Below are 16,383 nucleotides of genomic sequence, written 5' to 3'. Positions count from 1 at the left end.
CCGCTTCCAACGGCAGCCCGCGCCATGCTAGCGTTCGCGGACCGGCCTCTGCCGGATGAGGTGACGACGTTGCGCTTTCCGGCCGCTTTCGCAGTTCTGTTCTTCTTCTCGGTTTGTCTGGGCCTGGGCGTACCGACGGCGGCCTTTGCCCAGACCACGACCAAGGCCGACACGTCGTCGGTGCTTGTCGATCAGTGGACCCGAACGCTCGATCTCATAGAGCAGGAACTGCGCCGTGCGGATACCACCGCTGAGAGCGCCCGCAGGTTTCTCGACCTGACCGCACGGGTCCGTCGTGAAGCCACTGAGATCAGGAATCTGGCACAGGAAAAAGTCGATGGTATAGAGCGGCGCCTGGACGTTCTCGGACCGGCCCCCGAGGGCGAGGAACTGGCCGAGGCCGAGGAAGTCGCGAGCCAGCGCCAAGCCCTTGATGAGGAGCTGAAGGGGCTCAGAGCCCGCGTCGCACAGGCGAATCTGGCTATTGTACGCGCCGACGAGCTGGACCGTCTGATCGGCTCCCTTTCTCAGAAGAAACGCTTCGACGCCCTGTTCCAGGTTTATCCTTTCCCTTGGGCGCCGGACACATGGGTTCGTGGTGTTCCCGAATTCGTGGTGGTCATTCAGAAGATCGGCCGCTCGCCGGTGGTCTGGTGGCTGAGTCTGGAAAAACAAGAGCGCCAGAACGCGGTTCCCGCTCGCATTGCATTCATCCTCGGTCTGGCTCTGGTTATCGGTTGGTTGCTGCGGCGCTGGCTGCTCAAACGCTATGACCGCGATCCCGCTCTCTCAGATCCGAGCTACGGCCGCCGGCTGATCGCCGCCATCGCCAACGCGGTGGCACGCGGGATTATACCGGCGCTGGTTTTCGGTGGTCTGCTCTATCTCGCACTCTCCGGCAGGTCGTCGGACCACAGCCTGTTCTGGGCGCTGGTGCCGTTGTTTTTCGCGGTGATGGTGTTCTTCTCCCTGGCCTGGGCCTTGCCCTATGCAGTGCTTTCGCCGGACATGCCGCAGTGGCGCCTGCTGTCGGTTTCGCCGGACAATGCCCGCATACTGGGCCGCCGGTTTACGCTGCTGGCCGCCCTCCTCGCCATCGGGATTTTCATGACCGAGGCGCACAGCCAGATCGGCGTGACGGACATCTACTTCTCGATGGCGACCTTTGCGCTGAATACCCTGCCGGCGCTGGTGCTCATTGATACGGCGCGTCGCAGTCGCTGGCTCATGGCCGCGGAACAGGCTGATGAAGAAGGGGCGCCGGCCCCCGAACCCAAGATGTTCATTCAATCAGGGTTCTGGCGCCTGGTGCGCCGCCTGGTGATGGCGCTGGCGGTGGCCAGCGTTCTGGTGTCGCTGATCGGTTATGTGGACTTCGGTGACTTTCTACTGACGAATTTAGTTCTCTCTGCGATCAGCCTGGGCGGTGTCGTCATTCTGCGCGGCCTTGGGCGGGAGCTCATCGGTATCTCGCTGCGCTCCGGGTTCATGCGTGACAACCTGGAGATCCGCCATGTTGCCCGCAGGCGGATCAAGTTCTGGCTGCGCACCCTGCTGGACGCAGCCTTCGCCGTCGCCGGCGCATTCCTGATTGCCGCCATATGGCTGTCGCCCTTTGGTGAGTTTTGGGGCGAGGCGCGCCGGTTGCTCACCGGCTTTACCATCGGCGGCGTGACCATCGCCTTCACCGATGTGCTGGCGGCCATCATCGTCTTCGCCGTGATCCTGCTCGTCACCCGGCTCAGCCAACGTTTTTTGCGGACCAAGGTGCTGCCGGAAACCGGATTTGATTCCGGTGTTCAGCACTCCCTTTCCGCCGGCTTTGGCTACGTCGGTATCATCCTCGCCGCAGTCTTCGGTATTTCCGCCCTGGGTATCGATCTTTCAAACATTGCGCTTATCGCCGGTGCGCTCTCCGTGGGTATCGGTTTTGGCCTGCAGACCATCGTCAGCAACTTCGTCTCCGGCATCATCCTTCTGATCGAACGTCCGATCAAAGTGGGGGATTGGGTGATCGTCGGAGCGAACGAAGGCTTCGTAAAACAGATAACCGTGCGTTCCACAGAGCTGCAGACCTTTCAGCGGGCGTCGGTCATCATTCCCAATTCGGACTTCATCTCGACGGCTGTGGTCAACTGGACCCACAAAGATCACTACGGCCGCATCGAAGTAGCGGTCGGCGTCGCCTACGGGTCCGATGTCGAGAAGGTGAGGGAGATCCTGCTCGGCTGCGCAGGGCGTCACGAGAGGGTGCTCACGTCACCTGAACCTTTTGTCGTGTTCATGGATTTCGGGGCGAGCAGCCTGGACTTCGAACTGCGCTGCTTCACCAACGAAGTCAGCTATCGCATTATCATCGCCAGTGACTTGCGCTTTGAGATCGATCGTTTGTTCCGCGAAGCCGGGATCGAGATTCCCTTCCCGCAGCGGGTCGTGCATTTCGCCGACCCCTCGCCCAACGAATCCACGCCCAACGAATCTAGGCCCGACGAATCCCGGGCCGGCGGGTCTTCGCCCTCGCCTGATCCGAACAAGCCGAAGCCCCCTTTGCCACCCCCCGGCGGCTGAGATCGGTCGGTAGACATTTCCCGGGGTCGCACTATCCTCTCAACAGGGGCGGTTGCGTCAATTGCAGCCTGGTCGGAACGGTCGCTGTTGGCGACCCTTTGCCGAGGATCGGCAATGGATGAAAACCAAGGGAATCCGCTGCTTGTACGGCTGAGACGCCGGCTTTCAGAGGGGGCGATAAGCCGGCGTTCCTTCTTGCGCGCGGCGGCCTTGTTGGGCGTTGCGGCGCCGCTTGCTTACGACATGGCAGGTCTCTCCGGTGGCGAAGCCGCTGCCGCGACAACCTCCGGTAAAGGTCCTGCAGGCGGGCGGTTAAGCTTCGGCATGCGGATCCAGCCGATTGATTCCCCCCATGCCCTGAGCTGGCTGCAACCCGCCAATCTGGTCCAACAGGTTTGTCAGCCCTTAACCTGGACCGGCTTCGACAACGTGACCCGTCCCCATCTGTTGTCATCCTGGCGCGCCTCGCCGGACCTGCGCTCCTGGGATCTGTTTCTGCGCCAGGATGTCAACTGGCACAATGGCCGGCGCTTCACTGCCGACGATGTGATCTGGAATTTGCGCCATCTGCTCGATCCCGCCACCGGATCTTCGACGCTGGGCCTGATGCAGTCTTATCTGCTGCAGGATAACCCGGCCTTGGTTTCCGATGGACCGGCTTTATGGGATGCCGCGGCCATTGAAAAGATCGATGACTTCCATGTCAGGCTTAATCTGAAGCGCCCGCAGGTCGCCGTACCGGAGCACCTTTTTCACTACACCAATGTGATGCTGGATCCGGAAGACGACGGTCGCTTCGGCGTTGGCGCCAACGGCACCGGCCCATTTACGCTGCGGGAGTTTGCGGTCGGCGAAGGCGCCTTGTTGAGCGCGGTCGAGAAGGCGGACGGCAGCCGCGCGTGCATCGACGAACTTGCCTTTGTCGATCTCGGCGATGACCCGGCGGCGGCGACCGCGGCTCTCCTTTCCGGGCAGGTCGACGGTCTGGACCGCTGCGACTATTCAGTGGCCGAGAGTCTTGCGGCACACACGGATTTCACGGTGCATCGCACAGCGACCTCGGCAACCGCCATGCTGCAGATGAAGGTGAACCAGGCGCCCTTCGATGACGTCCGCGTGCGCCGGGCCATGCGTCTGGCGATTGATACGGCGGCGGTGACCGAGCTGGCCCTGCGGGGTTTCGGTTCACCGGCGGAACATCATCTCGTCTCTCCGGCGCACCCCGATTATGCCGCCCTGCCGGCTTTTGAGCCCGATCCCGATCAGGCCCGCCGCCTCTTGGCTGAAGCCGGCTATCCCAACGGTATCGATATAGAGATCACCTGCAAGAACTGGCCGGGCTGGGAGCTTGCTGCCGTGCAGGCCATGGTCGAGCAATACCGCGAAGCGGACATCCGCGCGACCATCGACTTGATGCCGGCGGCCCGCTTCTGGGAGGTCTGGAACGAGGCGCCGCTGGCCTTCGTGGAGTGGGCGCCCCGGCCCTTGGGCTTCATGCTCCCAGGGCTCACGCTGCGCTCCAACGTGCCCTGGAACAGCACCGGCTTTTCCGATGCCGAGGTGGATACGCTGATTCTGGAGGCGGAGGCGATGTTGGATGTGGAGCGGCGGCGGGAGGTTCTACGCCGTCTCGAACAGCGTATTCAGGATATTGGTCCTATGGTCCAACCGTCCTGGCTCTCCGTGGTGACGGTGGTTTCCAAGAAGGTTAAGGGCTTCCGCCTGCACCCCACCACCCTGCTTTCTGCCGCCGACTATTCGGTCGTTAGTTAGCAAAACACCAGAAAGGCTGTTGCGTCTGCGGCCGGGACGCCTAAACTCCGCTGCCCCGAAAGGGCCCGCAGGTGCTGCCGTGAGAGGAGGCTTTGCCTGTCGTGCCTATGATGCTGACTTGGGAGAGGCGAAATGCAAGAAGGCTATGCTGGTGATCTGAGCCCTGCCGAGGCTTGGTCCTTGTTGAAGGAAGACCCGAAAGCGGTTCTGGTCGACGTGCGTACGATGCCGGAGTGGAACTTCGTGGGCCTGCCGCGGCTTGACGGTCTGAGCAAGGAGACGATCTGCGTTTCCTGGCAGGTTTTCCCGGGCATGGACATGAATGCCGATTTCGCTGGAGAAGTCGCTGCCCGTGGCGTCGCCAAGGACCAGCCGGTGTTGCTGATCTGCCGCTCCGGTGCGCGGTCGCGCTCCGCCGCCATGGCGCTCACCGCTGCGGGCTTCGGGCCCTGTTACAATGTGGCTGAGGGTTTTGAGGGGGATCGGAACGGCGATCTCCATCGTGGTTCCGTCGGGGGCTGGAAGGTCGCCGGCCTGCCCTGGGCTCAGGGCTAGAACGAGACGATAGCCGCGCCGACTGCAAGAACAGGAAGATGAAAGTGCCCAAGGATTCAAACACGACGCGGCGCTGGCGCCCGCAAACCGAACTGGTGCGCGGCGGTCAGTCCCGCAGTGGCTTCGATGAAACCAGTGAAGCGCTCTACCTGACCTCCGGCTATGTCTATGCCTCCGCCGAAGAGGCCGAGGCGGCCTTTAAGGGCGACAAGGATCGTTTCGTCTATTCCCGCTACGCCAATCCGACGGTGTCGATGTTCGAGGAGCGGCTGCGCCTGCTCGAAGGCGCGGAAGCCTGCCGCGCCACCGCCAGCGGCATGAGCGCCGTCTTCGCCGCCCTGCTCTGCCAGTTGAAGGCGGGCGACCGGGTGGTCGCCTCCCGCGCGCTGTTCGGCTCCTGCCACTACATCGTTGCCGAGATGTTGCCGCGCTACGGCATCGAAACCCAGTTGGTCGACGGCACCGATCTGGATGCCTGGGAAGCGGCGTTGAAGCCGGGAGCCAATTGCGTATTTCTGGAGACTCCCTCCAATCCGACGCTGGAGATCATCGACCTGAAAGCGGTGAGCGATCTGGCCCACGCCGCCGGCGCCACCGTGGTGGTCGATAACGTCTTTGCCACGCCGATGCTGCAGCGGCCGCTCGACTTCGGCGCCGACGTGGTGGTCTATTCCGCCACCAAGCACATTGACGGCCAGGGCCGTACCCTGGGCGGGGCGATCCTCTCCAGCCAGGCCTTTATCACCGATCATCTGCAGATGCTCTACCGCCATACCGGCCCTTCCATGAGCCCCTTCAATGCCTGGGTCATGCTGAAGGGCCTGGAGACGCTGGATCTGCGGGTCGAGCGCCACTGCGCCAATGCGCTGGCCGTGGCACAGTTCCTGGAACAACAGTCCGGCGTCACCCGGGTGCTCTATCCCGGTCTCGACAGCCATCCCCAGGCAGCCCTGGCCAAGACCCAGATGAAGGGCGGCAGCAGTCTGGTGGCCTTCGAGGTCGAGGGCGGCAAGGCCCGGGCTTTCCGCCTGTTGAACGCCCTGGAGGTGATCGACATCTCTAATAATCTGGGCGATTCCAAAAGCCTCGTCACCCATCCGGCGACCACGACCCATCAGCGCCTCTCGATCGAGGAACGTGCCGAACTGGGTATCGGCGATGGTCTGCTGCGGCTCTCGGTCGGCCTGGAAGACCCTGCCGACCTGATCGAGGATCTGGACCTGGCACTGAAGGCCTGAAGACTCCGGTCTAGGCTGTTTTCGCCAGGGCGCGCGTTTCGATTGTCCGGTCGATCCGCTGTGCCAGGGCTTCGCTGATGCCGGTCATCGGCAAGCGAAGTTCCGGGCTGTCGATCAGGCCCATACGCCAGAGCCAGTGCTTTACCGGCGCCGGGCTCGGTTCGGCGAAGAGCAACTCCGGTAAATGCGAAAGCCCGTACCAGTCCGAGAGCGCGGCGGCCTGATCGCCGGCGCGCAGCTTGTTGCGAACATCGGCGAAGGCACGGGGTTCGATATGCGCGGACATGGTGATGCCGCCGTCGGCCCCCTGGGCCAGGGCGCTGTAGAAGAGGGCGTCCTCGCCAGTCAGGACCGCAAAGTCTTTCGGCCGGCGGCGCAGCAGGTCGAAGGACTGGGCGGGATTGGCCGAGCAGTCCTTGAGCCCGACGATGTTGGAAAATGCGGCCAAACGCAGCATGGCCGCGTTCTCCAGATTTACCCCCGTGCGATAGGGAATGTTGTAGATGAGGATCGGCCGCGCCGTCGCCCCGGCTAAGGCGGTAAAGTGCTGGAGCAGGCCTTCCTGACTCGGCCTGATGTAAGAGGGGCAGGCGATCAGGTAGCCGTCGAGGGGCCAGCCGTCCGTGCGCTGCAGCATCTGGGCGACTTTGCGGGTAGCACTGCCGGAGAGCCCGAGATAGACCGGCAGGCTCTCGCGCCTGTCACCAAGTTCTTCCGCGGTGATCGAAACGAGACGCTCCGTCTCCGATTCATCCAGGGCCAGGCCCTCCCCCGATGTCGCAGCCAGGATCAGGCCGTCGATGGGCTCGGCCGCGTAGTGTCGCAGCAGTCGGCGCAGGGAAACCTCGTCCAAGGCGCCGTCATTAAAGGGGGTGATCAGCGGCAGCCAGAGACCGCTCAGTCTCGCCGGGTTGTTGTCCATGTTGTCTCTCTCCTTGCGGGCCGCAGACGGAGCAACAAAAAACCCCGTCGAAACCGGCGGGGTTCAATCGGGTCGTTATGGTCCACTTCCTAAAGCGCGCAACGAATCCCGGCCCCCGGTGAGGAGGACTTTTTCAGTTTGGCAGCGCTGCGGAAGACTTGGCTCATGGGCGGTTTATTGCAGTTCTTGCGCGGAGCTGTCAAGGCGGCGGTGTCTTGCAGCTTCCCGGATTGCCCGGATGAGACGCCAGGGATTGATTCCATCAAACCCGGATCTGCTCTAGGCTCGCGAACGGATTTCATCGTCGGGGTACGGTACGATATGAGAATGACGCTCGATGCGGATCGCATCATTGCGACGGTGGACACACTGGCTCAGCGGATCGGCGAGCGCTTTCCAGAATCGGGGCTGCGCCGGGTGGCCGAGGACTTCACGCAGGTGGCGCGCGAGATGCGCGGCGATGCCCTGGCGCTGGGGCGGCCCAACTGGCGCCTCCGCCTGATCACTCTTGGGATTCTGGCGGCAGGCCTTGCTCTTTTCGCGATGGTTTTCAAAGAGCTTCATTTCAGCTCTCCGGTAACCGAGGCCACCACCTTGGTGCAGATCATCGAGCCGGCGGCCAACATTGCCATTATTGTTGCGCTTGGTATCGCCTTCATCGTCAGTCTGGAATCACGCTGGAAAAGAAAGCGGGCCCTGGTCTCGCTGCATTCGCTGCGCTCGATGATCCATGTGATCGACATGCACCAGTTGACCAAGAACCCCAGCGTGCTGCTGGATACCATAGAGCCGACCGCGAGCTCCCCCAAGCGCGTGATGGGCCGCCAGGAAATCGAACGCTATCTCGACTACTGTTCGGAGATGCTGTCGCTCTCCGGCAAGATCGCCGCCCTCTATACCCAGAGTGTCCAGGACTCCGTGGTCATCGATACGGTGAACGAGTTGGAGGAACTATCCACCAACCTTTCCCGCAAGATCTGGCAGAAAATCATGATCCTCGATCTGTCGCTGCAAGATAGCATCACGGCAGAGGCGCGACAGTCGCCTTCGGCGGACAAAAAGCCGGGCATCGATCCGGCATCGCCCGACTGATGAGCCCGTTGTCTGCGGCGTTAGACTCCCTTCGCCGCTTCGCTCAGTACCCGCAGCTTCTTCATGGCGAGGTCCCGCCCCAGATGGCCGAGGCCGCAATCCGGGCCGGCGATCAGGCGTTCGGCGGGGAGGTGCTGCAGGGCTGCCTGCAGGCGTTCGCGCACTTCCGCCACGCTCTCCACCCGGCTGCGGGCGATGGCGATGACGCCGAAGATGACAGCGGTGTCTTTGAAGCGGTCGAGCAGGCCGAGGTCGTTGTGGCGGTGCGCGTCCTCGATGGAGACCACATCAACGCGCGAGGCATCCACGGCCTCGGCCAGTGCCAGATAGGCGTTGGGGTCGGCCTTGGCGTAGTCTTCCTGATCCAGGTAGTTGGGGTAGCCGCAGCACATGTGCATCACCTTGATAACGTCTTCCGGTACGTCCTGCCAGCAACGGTCGATGTTGGCCATGCCATAGTCCAGCGCCGCTTCGGGCTTGCGCGCGAAGAGCGGTTCGTCGATCTGGATCACCTTGCAACCGGCCTCGGCTAGGGCCAGCACCTCGGCGTTCAGCGCCGCGGCCAGGTCATGCCCCAGAGTCTTTGGGTCGCCATAGTGCTCGTCCGCGGTGGTATCGGCGATGGTCATCGGCCCGGGCAGGGTGATTTTCACCGGCTTGTCGGTGAAGCCCTGGGCAACCTTCCAGTCATGCGGCAGGAAGGGCGCGCGCGCCCGGATCGCACCGCGGATGGTCGGCAAATCGGTTTCGTAAGCGCCGCCGCGCAGCACGCGATGGGTCAGGTTTTCAAAGTCGAAGCCGTCGAGGTGGCGGCAATGGTAGTGGACATAGTTTTCCCGCCTGACCTCGCCGTCGGTGGGGATATCGATGCCGCAGGAAACCTGGTCCTCGATCACCTGGCGCGTGCCTTCAGCGAAAATCGCCTCGGCCTCCGAACCCAGACGCTCCAGGGCGGCTGTATAGCCGGTGGTGGCGACGGAACTGTCCATGGCGCCGGGGTCGAACCAGTCCGGCACGGCAACGCTCTCGGGTTTCGGATAGGCCCCGATGGTGGTGGTCAGCAGCGGCATCTTCGGACTCCCCCAAAACGAGTTCTGGGCCGACGCTAGCAGAGGGGGGTGTTATCGCCAATCGCCATGCGTTGACAGTGGCTCTCATCTGTCGCCCTTCATCCAGCCGACTTGGCGCCCTATGATCGCTGTCAACAAAACAGAGGGAGTGGATGACATGCGGGCCTGGCAGATTCAAACGCCCACCGGTATTGACGGATTGAAGATGGCGGAGTTGCGCCCGATCGAGCCGGGCCCCGGCGAGGTGCGCGTGCGAAACCGCGCCAGTTCCATAAACTATCGCGATCTCAGTGTGGTCAGCGACCCAGCGGCCCGCGGCATCGCCCTGCCGCGCATTCCCAATTCTGATGGCGCTGGCGAGGTGTTGGCGGCGGGCGCCGGGGTCACCGAGTTTGCGCCCGGCGACCGGGTGGCCGGCTGCTTCTTCCAGGACTGGGGCGACGGCGCCTGCACGCCGGAGGCCATGGCCTCGGCATTGGGTGGCGCGCTCGATGGCATGCTGGCGGAGGAAGTAACCGTCAGCGCGGGCGGGTTGGTGAAGATCCCCGGTCACCTGAGCTACGCGGAGGCGGCGACCCTGCCTTGCGCGGCCTTGACGGCCTGGCGCGCACTGGTCGACGTTGGTCGGGTGAAGGCCGGTGACAGGGTGCTCTTGCTCGGCACCGGCGGTGTCTCGATCTTCGCCTTGCAGTTCGCCGGCCTAATGGGGGCCAGGGTGATCATCACCTCCTCCAGCGATGAGAAGCTGGCGCGCGCGAAGAGTCTGGGCGCCTGGCAGACGGTGAACTATCGTCGCAGCCCGGACTGGGAAGAGGCGGTTCTTGAGCTGACTGAGGGGCGGGGGGTCGACTTGACGGTGGAGGTCGGCGGCGCCGGCACCTTGGAGAAGTCGATCGCCGCCACCCGGATCGCCGGAACCATCGGCCTCATCGGCGTGCTCAGCGGCGGCACCATCAATCCACGGCCGATCATGGCCAAGTCGATCACCTTGCAGGGCATCTATGTCGGCTCGCGGCGGTTGTTCCAGGATATGAACCGCGCCATTGCAGCATCCGAACTGCGCCCGGTCATCGACCGGACATTTGCTTTCGAGGAAGCCCCCGAGGCCTACCGTGCCATGCAGGCCGCCGGCCATTTCGGCAAACTGGTGATCGAGGTCTGAGCGGGAGCGGATCAGGGCGCGGCGTAGCCTGCGGTCTTGTCTTTCAGGGCGGCGATCAGGGCGTCGATGCCCTGGTTCTTCACGATACCGCTGTATTCGGAGCGGCGGGTGGCCAGTTCGCTGTACTTGGCGTCGAGCAGGATATCGACCAACTGCCAGCTTTCGCCGCCCTTGCCGGGCCGGGCAAGATAGTTGATCGGCACCGCTTCACCGTCGCTCTTCACGATCTGGTTGCGGACCAGCACGGCGCCGCGCCGCGCCGGCTGCTCGCCCAGGATTTCGAAGCGCTCGCCGGAGAAGCCGTCGAAACGGTCGGCAAAGACGGCGACACTGAAATCCGTAAAGGCCTCGGTAAAGGCTTCCTGCTGCGGCGGCTTCAGGTCGCGCCAGTGGCGGCCCAGGGTAATGCGGGCCATGGTTGCGAAGTCGAAAACGTCCTCAAGCTGCGGCGCCAGACGCTCGACCCGGCCCTCGTACCCCAGGGCCTCGGCATTCTGCATCACGTCGAGCAACGCGGTGTTCAGGCGCTCAACCGGCGCGGTGGCGCTTTCCTGCGCCGTCGCCGGTCCGGCGGCGAACAAAAGAGCGAGGGCCAGAGCGGGGAGGCTGGGCAGTCTCACAATGGGTTCCTTCATCTCGTTGTCATCAGATGTACGGATGAATGGCGGGGGTGCAAGGGCTTTTCTATTCCATTCTATCTGTGTCTGCGACTTGCCGTACCGGGCTGCCGCGGGCAAGCTGCCGGCCATGACGACATTGGTTACAGGCGGCACGGGCTTCGTCGGCTCTGCGGTGGTGCGGGGGCTGATCGCCAGGGGCGAGCGGCCGCGCTGTCTGGTGCGGCCCGGCAGCGACCGGCGCAACCTTAACGATCTCGCCGTCGATCTGGTCGAGGGCGACCTGACCGATGCCGATTCCCTTGCGGCGGCCCTGCAGGATTGCTCTGCGCTGTTTCACGTCGCCGCCGACTACCGCATCTGGGTCCGGGATCCGGCGGCAATGGACCGCGCCAACGTACAGGGTACCCGCCAGCTCATGGCCGCGGCCCTCGCCCAGGGGGTCGAGCGGGTGGTCTATACCTCTTCCGTTGCGGTGCTCGGCAAGGCGCCGGGCGGGACGCCGGCGGACGAGGAAACCCCGGTCGCCCTGGACGATATGATCGGCGTCTACAAACGCTCCAAGTTCCTGGCCGAGGAAGAGGTTCGCCGGATGCAGCGGGAGGCGGGACTGCCGGTCGTCATCGTTAATCCCTCCACCCCCATTGGCCCGCGTGACGTGAAGCCGACCCCCACCGGGCGCCTGGTGGTGGAGGCGGCGACGGGTCGCGTGCCCGCCTTCGTCGATACCGGCCTTAATGTTGTCCATGTCGACGATGTCGCCGCCGGACACCTGCTTGCCTATGACAAAGGCGTGATCGGGGAGCGCTACCTGCTGGGCGGCGAAAACCTGAAGTTGGCGGAAATCCTGTCACAAGTGGCGGCTTTGCGGGGGCGCCGCCCGCCGAAGATCCGCCTGCCGCGCCGGCCCCTCTTTCCCCTGGCCTATGGGGCCGAGGCCTGGGCCCGCGTCAGTGGCGGAAAGGAGCCGCTGCTCACGGTGGACGGGCTGAAAATGGCGGCGAAGCCGATGTATTTCCGCCATGACAAGGCCGCGGGGGTGCTCGGCTATCAGCCCCGCTCGGCCGGCGAAGCGATCCGCGATGCCGTCGCCTGGTTCGAAAGGGAAGGATATCTGGGCTAGGGTCCTTCGAGAAGGTGCTGGCGCATCTCCTCAGGACGAGGGCGAAGTGAGACCTCATGGTGAGGAGCCGCCCCTAGAGCAGATGCGGGTTTGATGGAATCGCGTTAGCGATCCATCCAACCCGGTGAATCTGCTCTAACTATTTGATGTCGATCGGATTCACATGTTTTGGCGCAACCACGAAGTGGTTCCGTCAAAACATGATCCGATCTAGGCGGCGTCTCGAACCATGCAGCCCCATTTTCGCTCTATAACCCCACGGTGTTTGGGGTGGTGTTGCGGCGCAAAATCGCTAGACTGGCGCCGTTCGGTTCCCGCTTTTCTGACCTTTTTTGGAGTCTCGCCTTGGCGGTTCCCCTGATACAGCAGCTGCGCGTCGGCGCTTACATCATGAAGCAGCGCCTGCAGCGCAACGAGCGCTATCCGCTGGTGCTGATGCTGGAACCCCTGTTCCGCTGCAATCTGGCCTGTCCGGGCTGCGGCAAGATCGACTATCCGGACGAGATTCTGAACCGCCGCCTGAGCGTCGAGGACTGCATCGAGGCGGTCGAGGAAAGCGGTGTGCCCATCGTCTCGATCCCCGGGGGTGAGCCGTTGATCCATAAGGAGATGGATCAGATCGTCGCCGAACTGGTGAAGCGCAAGCGCTTCGTCTACCTCTGCACCAACGCGCTGCTGCTGGAAAAGAAAATCGATCTCTTCAAGCCCAGCAAGTACCTCACCTTCTCCATCCATCTGGACGGCCTGGAGGAGGAGCACGACCGGGCGGTCGATCAGAAGGGCGTCTTCAAGCGCGCGGTGAAGGCCATAGAGGCGGCCCGCGACCGCGGCCACCGGGTGAACGTGAACTGCACCCTCTTCAACAACGCCAAGCCGGCAGAAGTCTCGGAGTTCCTCGACTTCGCCCGCGATCTGGGCGTCGAGGGTGTCACCATTTCGCCGGGCTATGCCTATGAGCGGGCGCCGGATCAGGAGCACTTCCTCAACCGGCGCCAGACCAAGGAACTGTTCCGCGATGTCTTCCGCCGCGGTAAAGACCGCAAGTGGCGCTTCTCCCAGTCCAGCCTGTTCCTGGATTTTTTGGCCGGCAACCAGAGCTACCACTGCACGCCCTGGAGCAACCCGACCCGCAACGTCTTCGGCTGGCAGCGGCCCTGCTATCTGCTGAACGAAGGCTATGCGCCCAGCTTCAAGGCCCTGATGGAAGAGACCGACTGGGACGGCTACGGCACCGGCAATTACGAGAAGTGCGCCAACTGCATGGTCCATTGCGGATTCGAAGGCACGGCAGTCGCCGACACGGTGAAGCATCCCCTGAAGGCGCTGAAGGTAGCGCTGAAGGGCCCTGCCACCGAAGGCGAGATGGCGCCGGAGATCGATCTCTCCAATCAGCGTCCCGCTATCTATACCTTCGAGGAATTCGTCGCCGAAGCTTCGGCGCAGAAGCCGGAAACGGCTGCCAAAGAAGGTAGTTCCTCAACCGCCGCGGCGGAATAGCGCCTCCGATTTTCGCATCGCTTCGCCAAGTCTTGCCAGGGCCAGGGTGCTGCGCCGGGACAGGCGGAGCGCCGCCGGCAGTTGCCAGGGTTGCGCTGCGAGCGCGCCCAGGGCTCTTAAGACTGCCGTTTCGCCGTTGGCCTTGACCGCGTCGGTTACGAAAGCCGGCAAGGGCGTATCGGCGGTATCAGCGATGGCGCGCAGCGCCAGGAAGGGGACGCCGTGGCGCGCGGCGACGGCGGCGACGGCGTGGCTTTCCATGTCGACCGCCAGACAGCCGCTGGCGCCAAAGGCTGCGGCCTTCTGATCGGTCGTGAGCAAGGTTTCCGTTGACCCGAGGATCACGCCCTGGCGGACTGTGGCAGCCTGGCCGGGTAGACTTCCGGCAACGGCCACTCGCCAGGTCTCGTCAACGGCGTAATGCTGTCCCTCGGGCGCGCGCACGCTGTGGGCCAGGACGAGATCACCGCTTGCCAATGCCGGGTCTAGCGCCCCGGCGATACCGAAGCTGATCAGTGCGGTTGCGCCTTCGGCCAGCAACAACTCTGCCCGTTCTCCGGCACGTGTGCTGTCGGCGCCGGCGCAGTAAACACGTACGCCCTCAGGTAAGCCTCGATCGTCGGCGATCAAACGGGACTCTGCGGCCAGGCCGGTGACAACACCAACAGAGCTGGGCCGGTTGCCGCTCACCTGCCGCTCGACACTACATGCCGCCCGGCATCACATGCCGAAGGCGACGCGCCGCTCGTTCGCACGCATGAGGTTGCGGTAGCGGGCGAGGGCCATGAGCGGGAAGTAGGCGCTGTAGCCGTGGTAATGCAGATAAAAGACCCGCGGGAAGCCTGTGCCGGTCCAGTGGGTGTCGAGCCAGCGCTTCTCGTCGCGCGGGCAGTTCTGCAGAAAGGCGATACCGCGGCGCACCGCATCGCTGTCGACCTCGCCGGCGGCCATCAGGCCGAGCAAAGCCCAGGCGGTCTGGGCGGCAGTGGAGGCCTTGGCCTCGTAACGCCGCGCGGCCCAATAGGTGGCGCAGTCCTCGCCCCAGCCGCCGTCTTCGCGCTGGCGGCTTTCCAGCCAGGCCACCGCCCGGCGGACCGGCGTCGAGGAAAGATCTTCGCCGCAGGCATTGAGCGCTGAGAGCACCGACCAGGTGCCGTAGACATAGTTGACGCCCCAGCGGCCGTACCAGGAGCCGTCGGCTTCCTGCTCGCGCAGCAGATAGTCGAGACCGCGGCGCACGACGGTGTTGTCGCGGCCGTAGCCCAGTTGCGCCAGCATCGACAGGCAGCGTGCCGAGACGTCGGCCGTCGGCGGGTCCAGCAGGGCGCCGTGGTCGGCGAAGGGAATGTGATTCAGATAGTCGAAAGCGTTGTCCGCATCGAAGGAGCCCCAGCCGCCGTTCTTGCTCTGCATGGCGATGATCCAGTCGGCGGCGCGGCTGACGGCGCCTTCAGAAGCTTCCGATTTGGCACGGTCCATGGCCATCACCACCACGGCGGTGTCGTCGACATCCGGGTAATGGGCGTTTTGATACTGGAAGGGCCAGCCGCCGGTCGGGGCGTTGGGGCGCCGCCAGGCCCAATCGCCCCGCACCTCCTTGATTTCCCGCTCCAGCAGCCAGTTAAAGGCCCGGTCGAAGCTGTCGCTGTCACCGGGTTCGCCCGCTTCCAGCATTGCATGAGCGGCCAGGCAGGTATCCCAGATCGGCGAAAGGCAGGGCTGACAGGTGACGCGCTCGCCGTTGCGGGCGATCAGCAGGCGGTCGATGGCTTCCCGCGTCATGCGGTAGTTGGGCTCGTCCCAGTCGTATCCCAGGGCGTGAAAGGCCATGGCGGCGTTGGCCATGGCCGGGAAGATTCCACCGAGGCCGTCTTCGCCGTTGAGGCGTTCTTTCACGAAGTCGATGGCAGCGTTGATCGCCTTGCGGCGCTGGGCGCGGGGCCGTAGCGGATCGCTGAGGCGCAGCACCCGGTCGATGCCCGCGAAGATCGCCCCCAGTGGGCTGCCGGTGGCGTTCATCGGATACTGGGCGCGCTCGGGCGGCTGAACGAAGAGTTCGCCGATGGAGACCTTCAGCGGATTGACCGCCTTGGGCTTCAGATCCATCAGGATCAGCAGCGGCGCAATGACCGTACGCGACCAATAGGAAACCTTGGAGAGGTGGAAAGGGAACCAGCGCGGCAACAGCATGATTTCCACCGGCATTTCCGGCACCGCGCGCCAGGGCACTTCGCCGAAGAGGGCGAGGGCGATCCGCGTGAAGACGTTGCTCTGGGCCGCACCGCCCTGGGCCAGGATCGCCGCCCGTGCCTTGGCCATGTGCGGGGCATCGGGATCGTCACCGGCCAGCTTCAGGGCGAAGTAGGCTTTCACGCTGGCGCTGAGGTCCATGTCGCCGGCGTGGAACAGCGGCCAGCCGCCGTCGTGCCCCTGAATGGCCCGCAGATGGTTGGCGATCTTCGGCTCGACGTCCCGGTAAGCGGCGGACTCGATGGAGCCGAGGAAGTGCTGCAGGAAGATGTACTCGGCCGGAATGGTCGCATCGGCCTCCAGCTCGTAAAGCCAGTGGCCGTCGGGGCGTTGCTGCGCCAATAGCGCCTGGGACATCTCGTCGACCAGTTGGTCCACGGCCTGCAGGTCCGGCAACTCGGCTTCCGCCGGGCGTGCCAGAGCACGCTCGTCTCTGATCGCGTTGCTTCTTGTCATATCGATTTTCTGTGCTTTCGCCCGGAAAGGAGCAAAGGAATAACCCCGCCAATGCCATAA

The 16,383-nt window shown here is 63.9% G+C and carries 13 protein-coding genes; 8 read left to right on the top strand and 5 right to left on the bottom strand.

What is annotated here, in order from left to right:
* Positions 1-24: 24 nt before the first annotated feature.
* From ACP146_RS18855 to ACP146_RS18840, 4 genes are all read left to right on the top strand, one after another.
* Positions 25-2,568 (top strand): mechanosensitive ion channel domain-containing protein, encoded by a 2,544-nt coding sequence (locus ACP146_RS18855; protein WP_422368298.1) that lies wholly within the window; start codon positions 25-27, stop codon positions 2,566-2,568.
* Between the two features lie 114 nt (positions 2,569-2,682).
* Positions 2,683-4,341, top strand: coding sequence for an ABC transporter substrate-binding protein (locus tag ACP146_RS18850; RefSeq protein ID WP_422368297.1), 1,659 nt, complete (start codon positions 2,683-2,685; stop codon positions 4,339-4,341).
* A gap of 132 nt (positions 4,342-4,473) precedes the next feature.
* Complete coding sequence (locus ACP146_RS18845) at positions 4,474-4,896, top strand: rhodanese-like domain-containing protein (RefSeq protein ID WP_422368296.1); 423 nt, start codon at positions 4,474-4,476, stop codon at positions 4,894-4,896.
* 38 nt (positions 4,897-4,934) lie between these two features.
* On the top strand, positions 4,935-6,134 hold the full coding sequence (locus tag ACP146_RS18840; protein ID WP_422368295.1) for an O-succinylhomoserine sulfhydrylase: 1,200 nt from the start codon (positions 4,935-4,937) through the stop codon (positions 6,132-6,134).
* Positions 6,135-6,144: 10 nt separating this feature from the next.
* On the opposite strand, the gene dapA is transcribed toward ACP146_RS18840, so the two are convergent.
* The gene (dapA, locus tag ACP146_RS18835) at positions 6,145-7,056 is read right to left on the bottom strand and encodes a 4-hydroxy-tetrahydrodipicolinate synthase (protein ID WP_422368294.1); all 912 of its coding nucleotides are present in this window, start codon (positions 7,054-7,056) and stop codon (positions 6,145-6,147) included.
* A gap of 327 nt (positions 7,057-7,383) precedes the next feature.
* Between dapA and ACP146_RS18830 the strand changes: the two genes are divergently transcribed.
* Positions 7,384-8,148 carry a hypothetical protein gene (locus ACP146_RS18830; RefSeq protein ID WP_425032962.1) on the top strand — a complete coding sequence of 255 codons (765 nt, stop codon included), beginning with the start codon at positions 7,384-7,386 and terminating at the stop codon, positions 8,146-8,148.
* A gap of 20 nt (positions 8,149-8,168) precedes the next feature.
* Here the strand turns inward: ACP146_RS18830 and ACP146_RS18825 are convergent, their stop codons facing one another.
* A complete protein-coding gene (locus tag ACP146_RS18825) occupies positions 8,169-9,218 on the bottom strand; it encodes a hypothetical protein (RefSeq protein ID WP_422368292.1) in 1,050 nt (349 codons plus the stop codon).
* A gap of 157 nt (positions 9,219-9,375) precedes the next feature.
* Between ACP146_RS18825 and ACP146_RS18820 the strand changes: the two genes are divergently transcribed.
* Entirely contained in the window at positions 9,376-10,380 is a 1,005-nt protein-coding gene (locus ACP146_RS18820; protein WP_422368291.1) for a zinc-dependent alcohol dehydrogenase family protein, read from the top strand.
* 11 nt (positions 10,381-10,391) lie between these two features.
* Here the strand turns inward: ACP146_RS18820 and ACP146_RS18815 are convergent, their stop codons facing one another.
* Positions 10,392-11,015 (bottom strand): ABC transporter substrate-binding protein, encoded by a 624-nt coding sequence (locus ACP146_RS18815; RefSeq protein ID WP_422368290.1) that lies wholly within the window; start codon positions 11,013-11,015, stop codon positions 10,392-10,394.
* A 112-nt stretch (positions 11,016-11,127) separates the two neighbouring features.
* Between ACP146_RS18815 and hpnA the strand changes: the two genes are divergently transcribed.
* Positions 11,128-12,120, top strand: coding sequence for a hopanoid-associated sugar epimerase (gene hpnA, locus ACP146_RS18810; RefSeq protein ID WP_422368289.1), 993 nt, complete (start codon positions 11,128-11,130; stop codon positions 12,118-12,120).
* A 345-nt stretch (positions 12,121-12,465) separates the two neighbouring features.
* Entirely contained in the window at positions 12,466-13,617 is a 1,152-nt protein-coding gene (gene hpnH / locus ACP146_RS18805; RefSeq protein ID WP_422368288.1) for an adenosyl-hopene transferase HpnH, read from the top strand.
* On the opposite strand, the gene ACP146_RS18800 is transcribed toward hpnH, so the two are convergent.
* Positions 13,597-14,307, bottom strand: coding sequence for a nucleoside phosphorylase (locus ACP146_RS18800; RefSeq protein WP_422368287.1), 711 nt, complete (start codon positions 14,305-14,307; stop codon positions 13,597-13,599). The two genes, hpnH and ACP146_RS18800, sit on opposite strands and share 21 nt — an antisense overlap.
* Before the next feature lie 30 nt (positions 14,308-14,337).
* The gene (shc, locus tag ACP146_RS18795; protein WP_422368286.1) at positions 14,338-16,323 is read right to left on the bottom strand and encodes a squalene--hopene cyclase; all 1,986 of its coding nucleotides are present in this window, start codon (positions 16,321-16,323) and stop codon (positions 14,338-14,340) included.
* Positions 16,324-16,383: the final 60 nt, after the last annotated feature.

Source organism: Pelagibius sp., from assembly GCF_965249265.1.
Lineage (GTDB): Bacteria > Pseudomonadota > Alphaproteobacteria > Kiloniellales > Kiloniellaceae > Pelagibius.
This window is presented reverse-complemented; position numbering and strand designations above follow the sequence as displayed.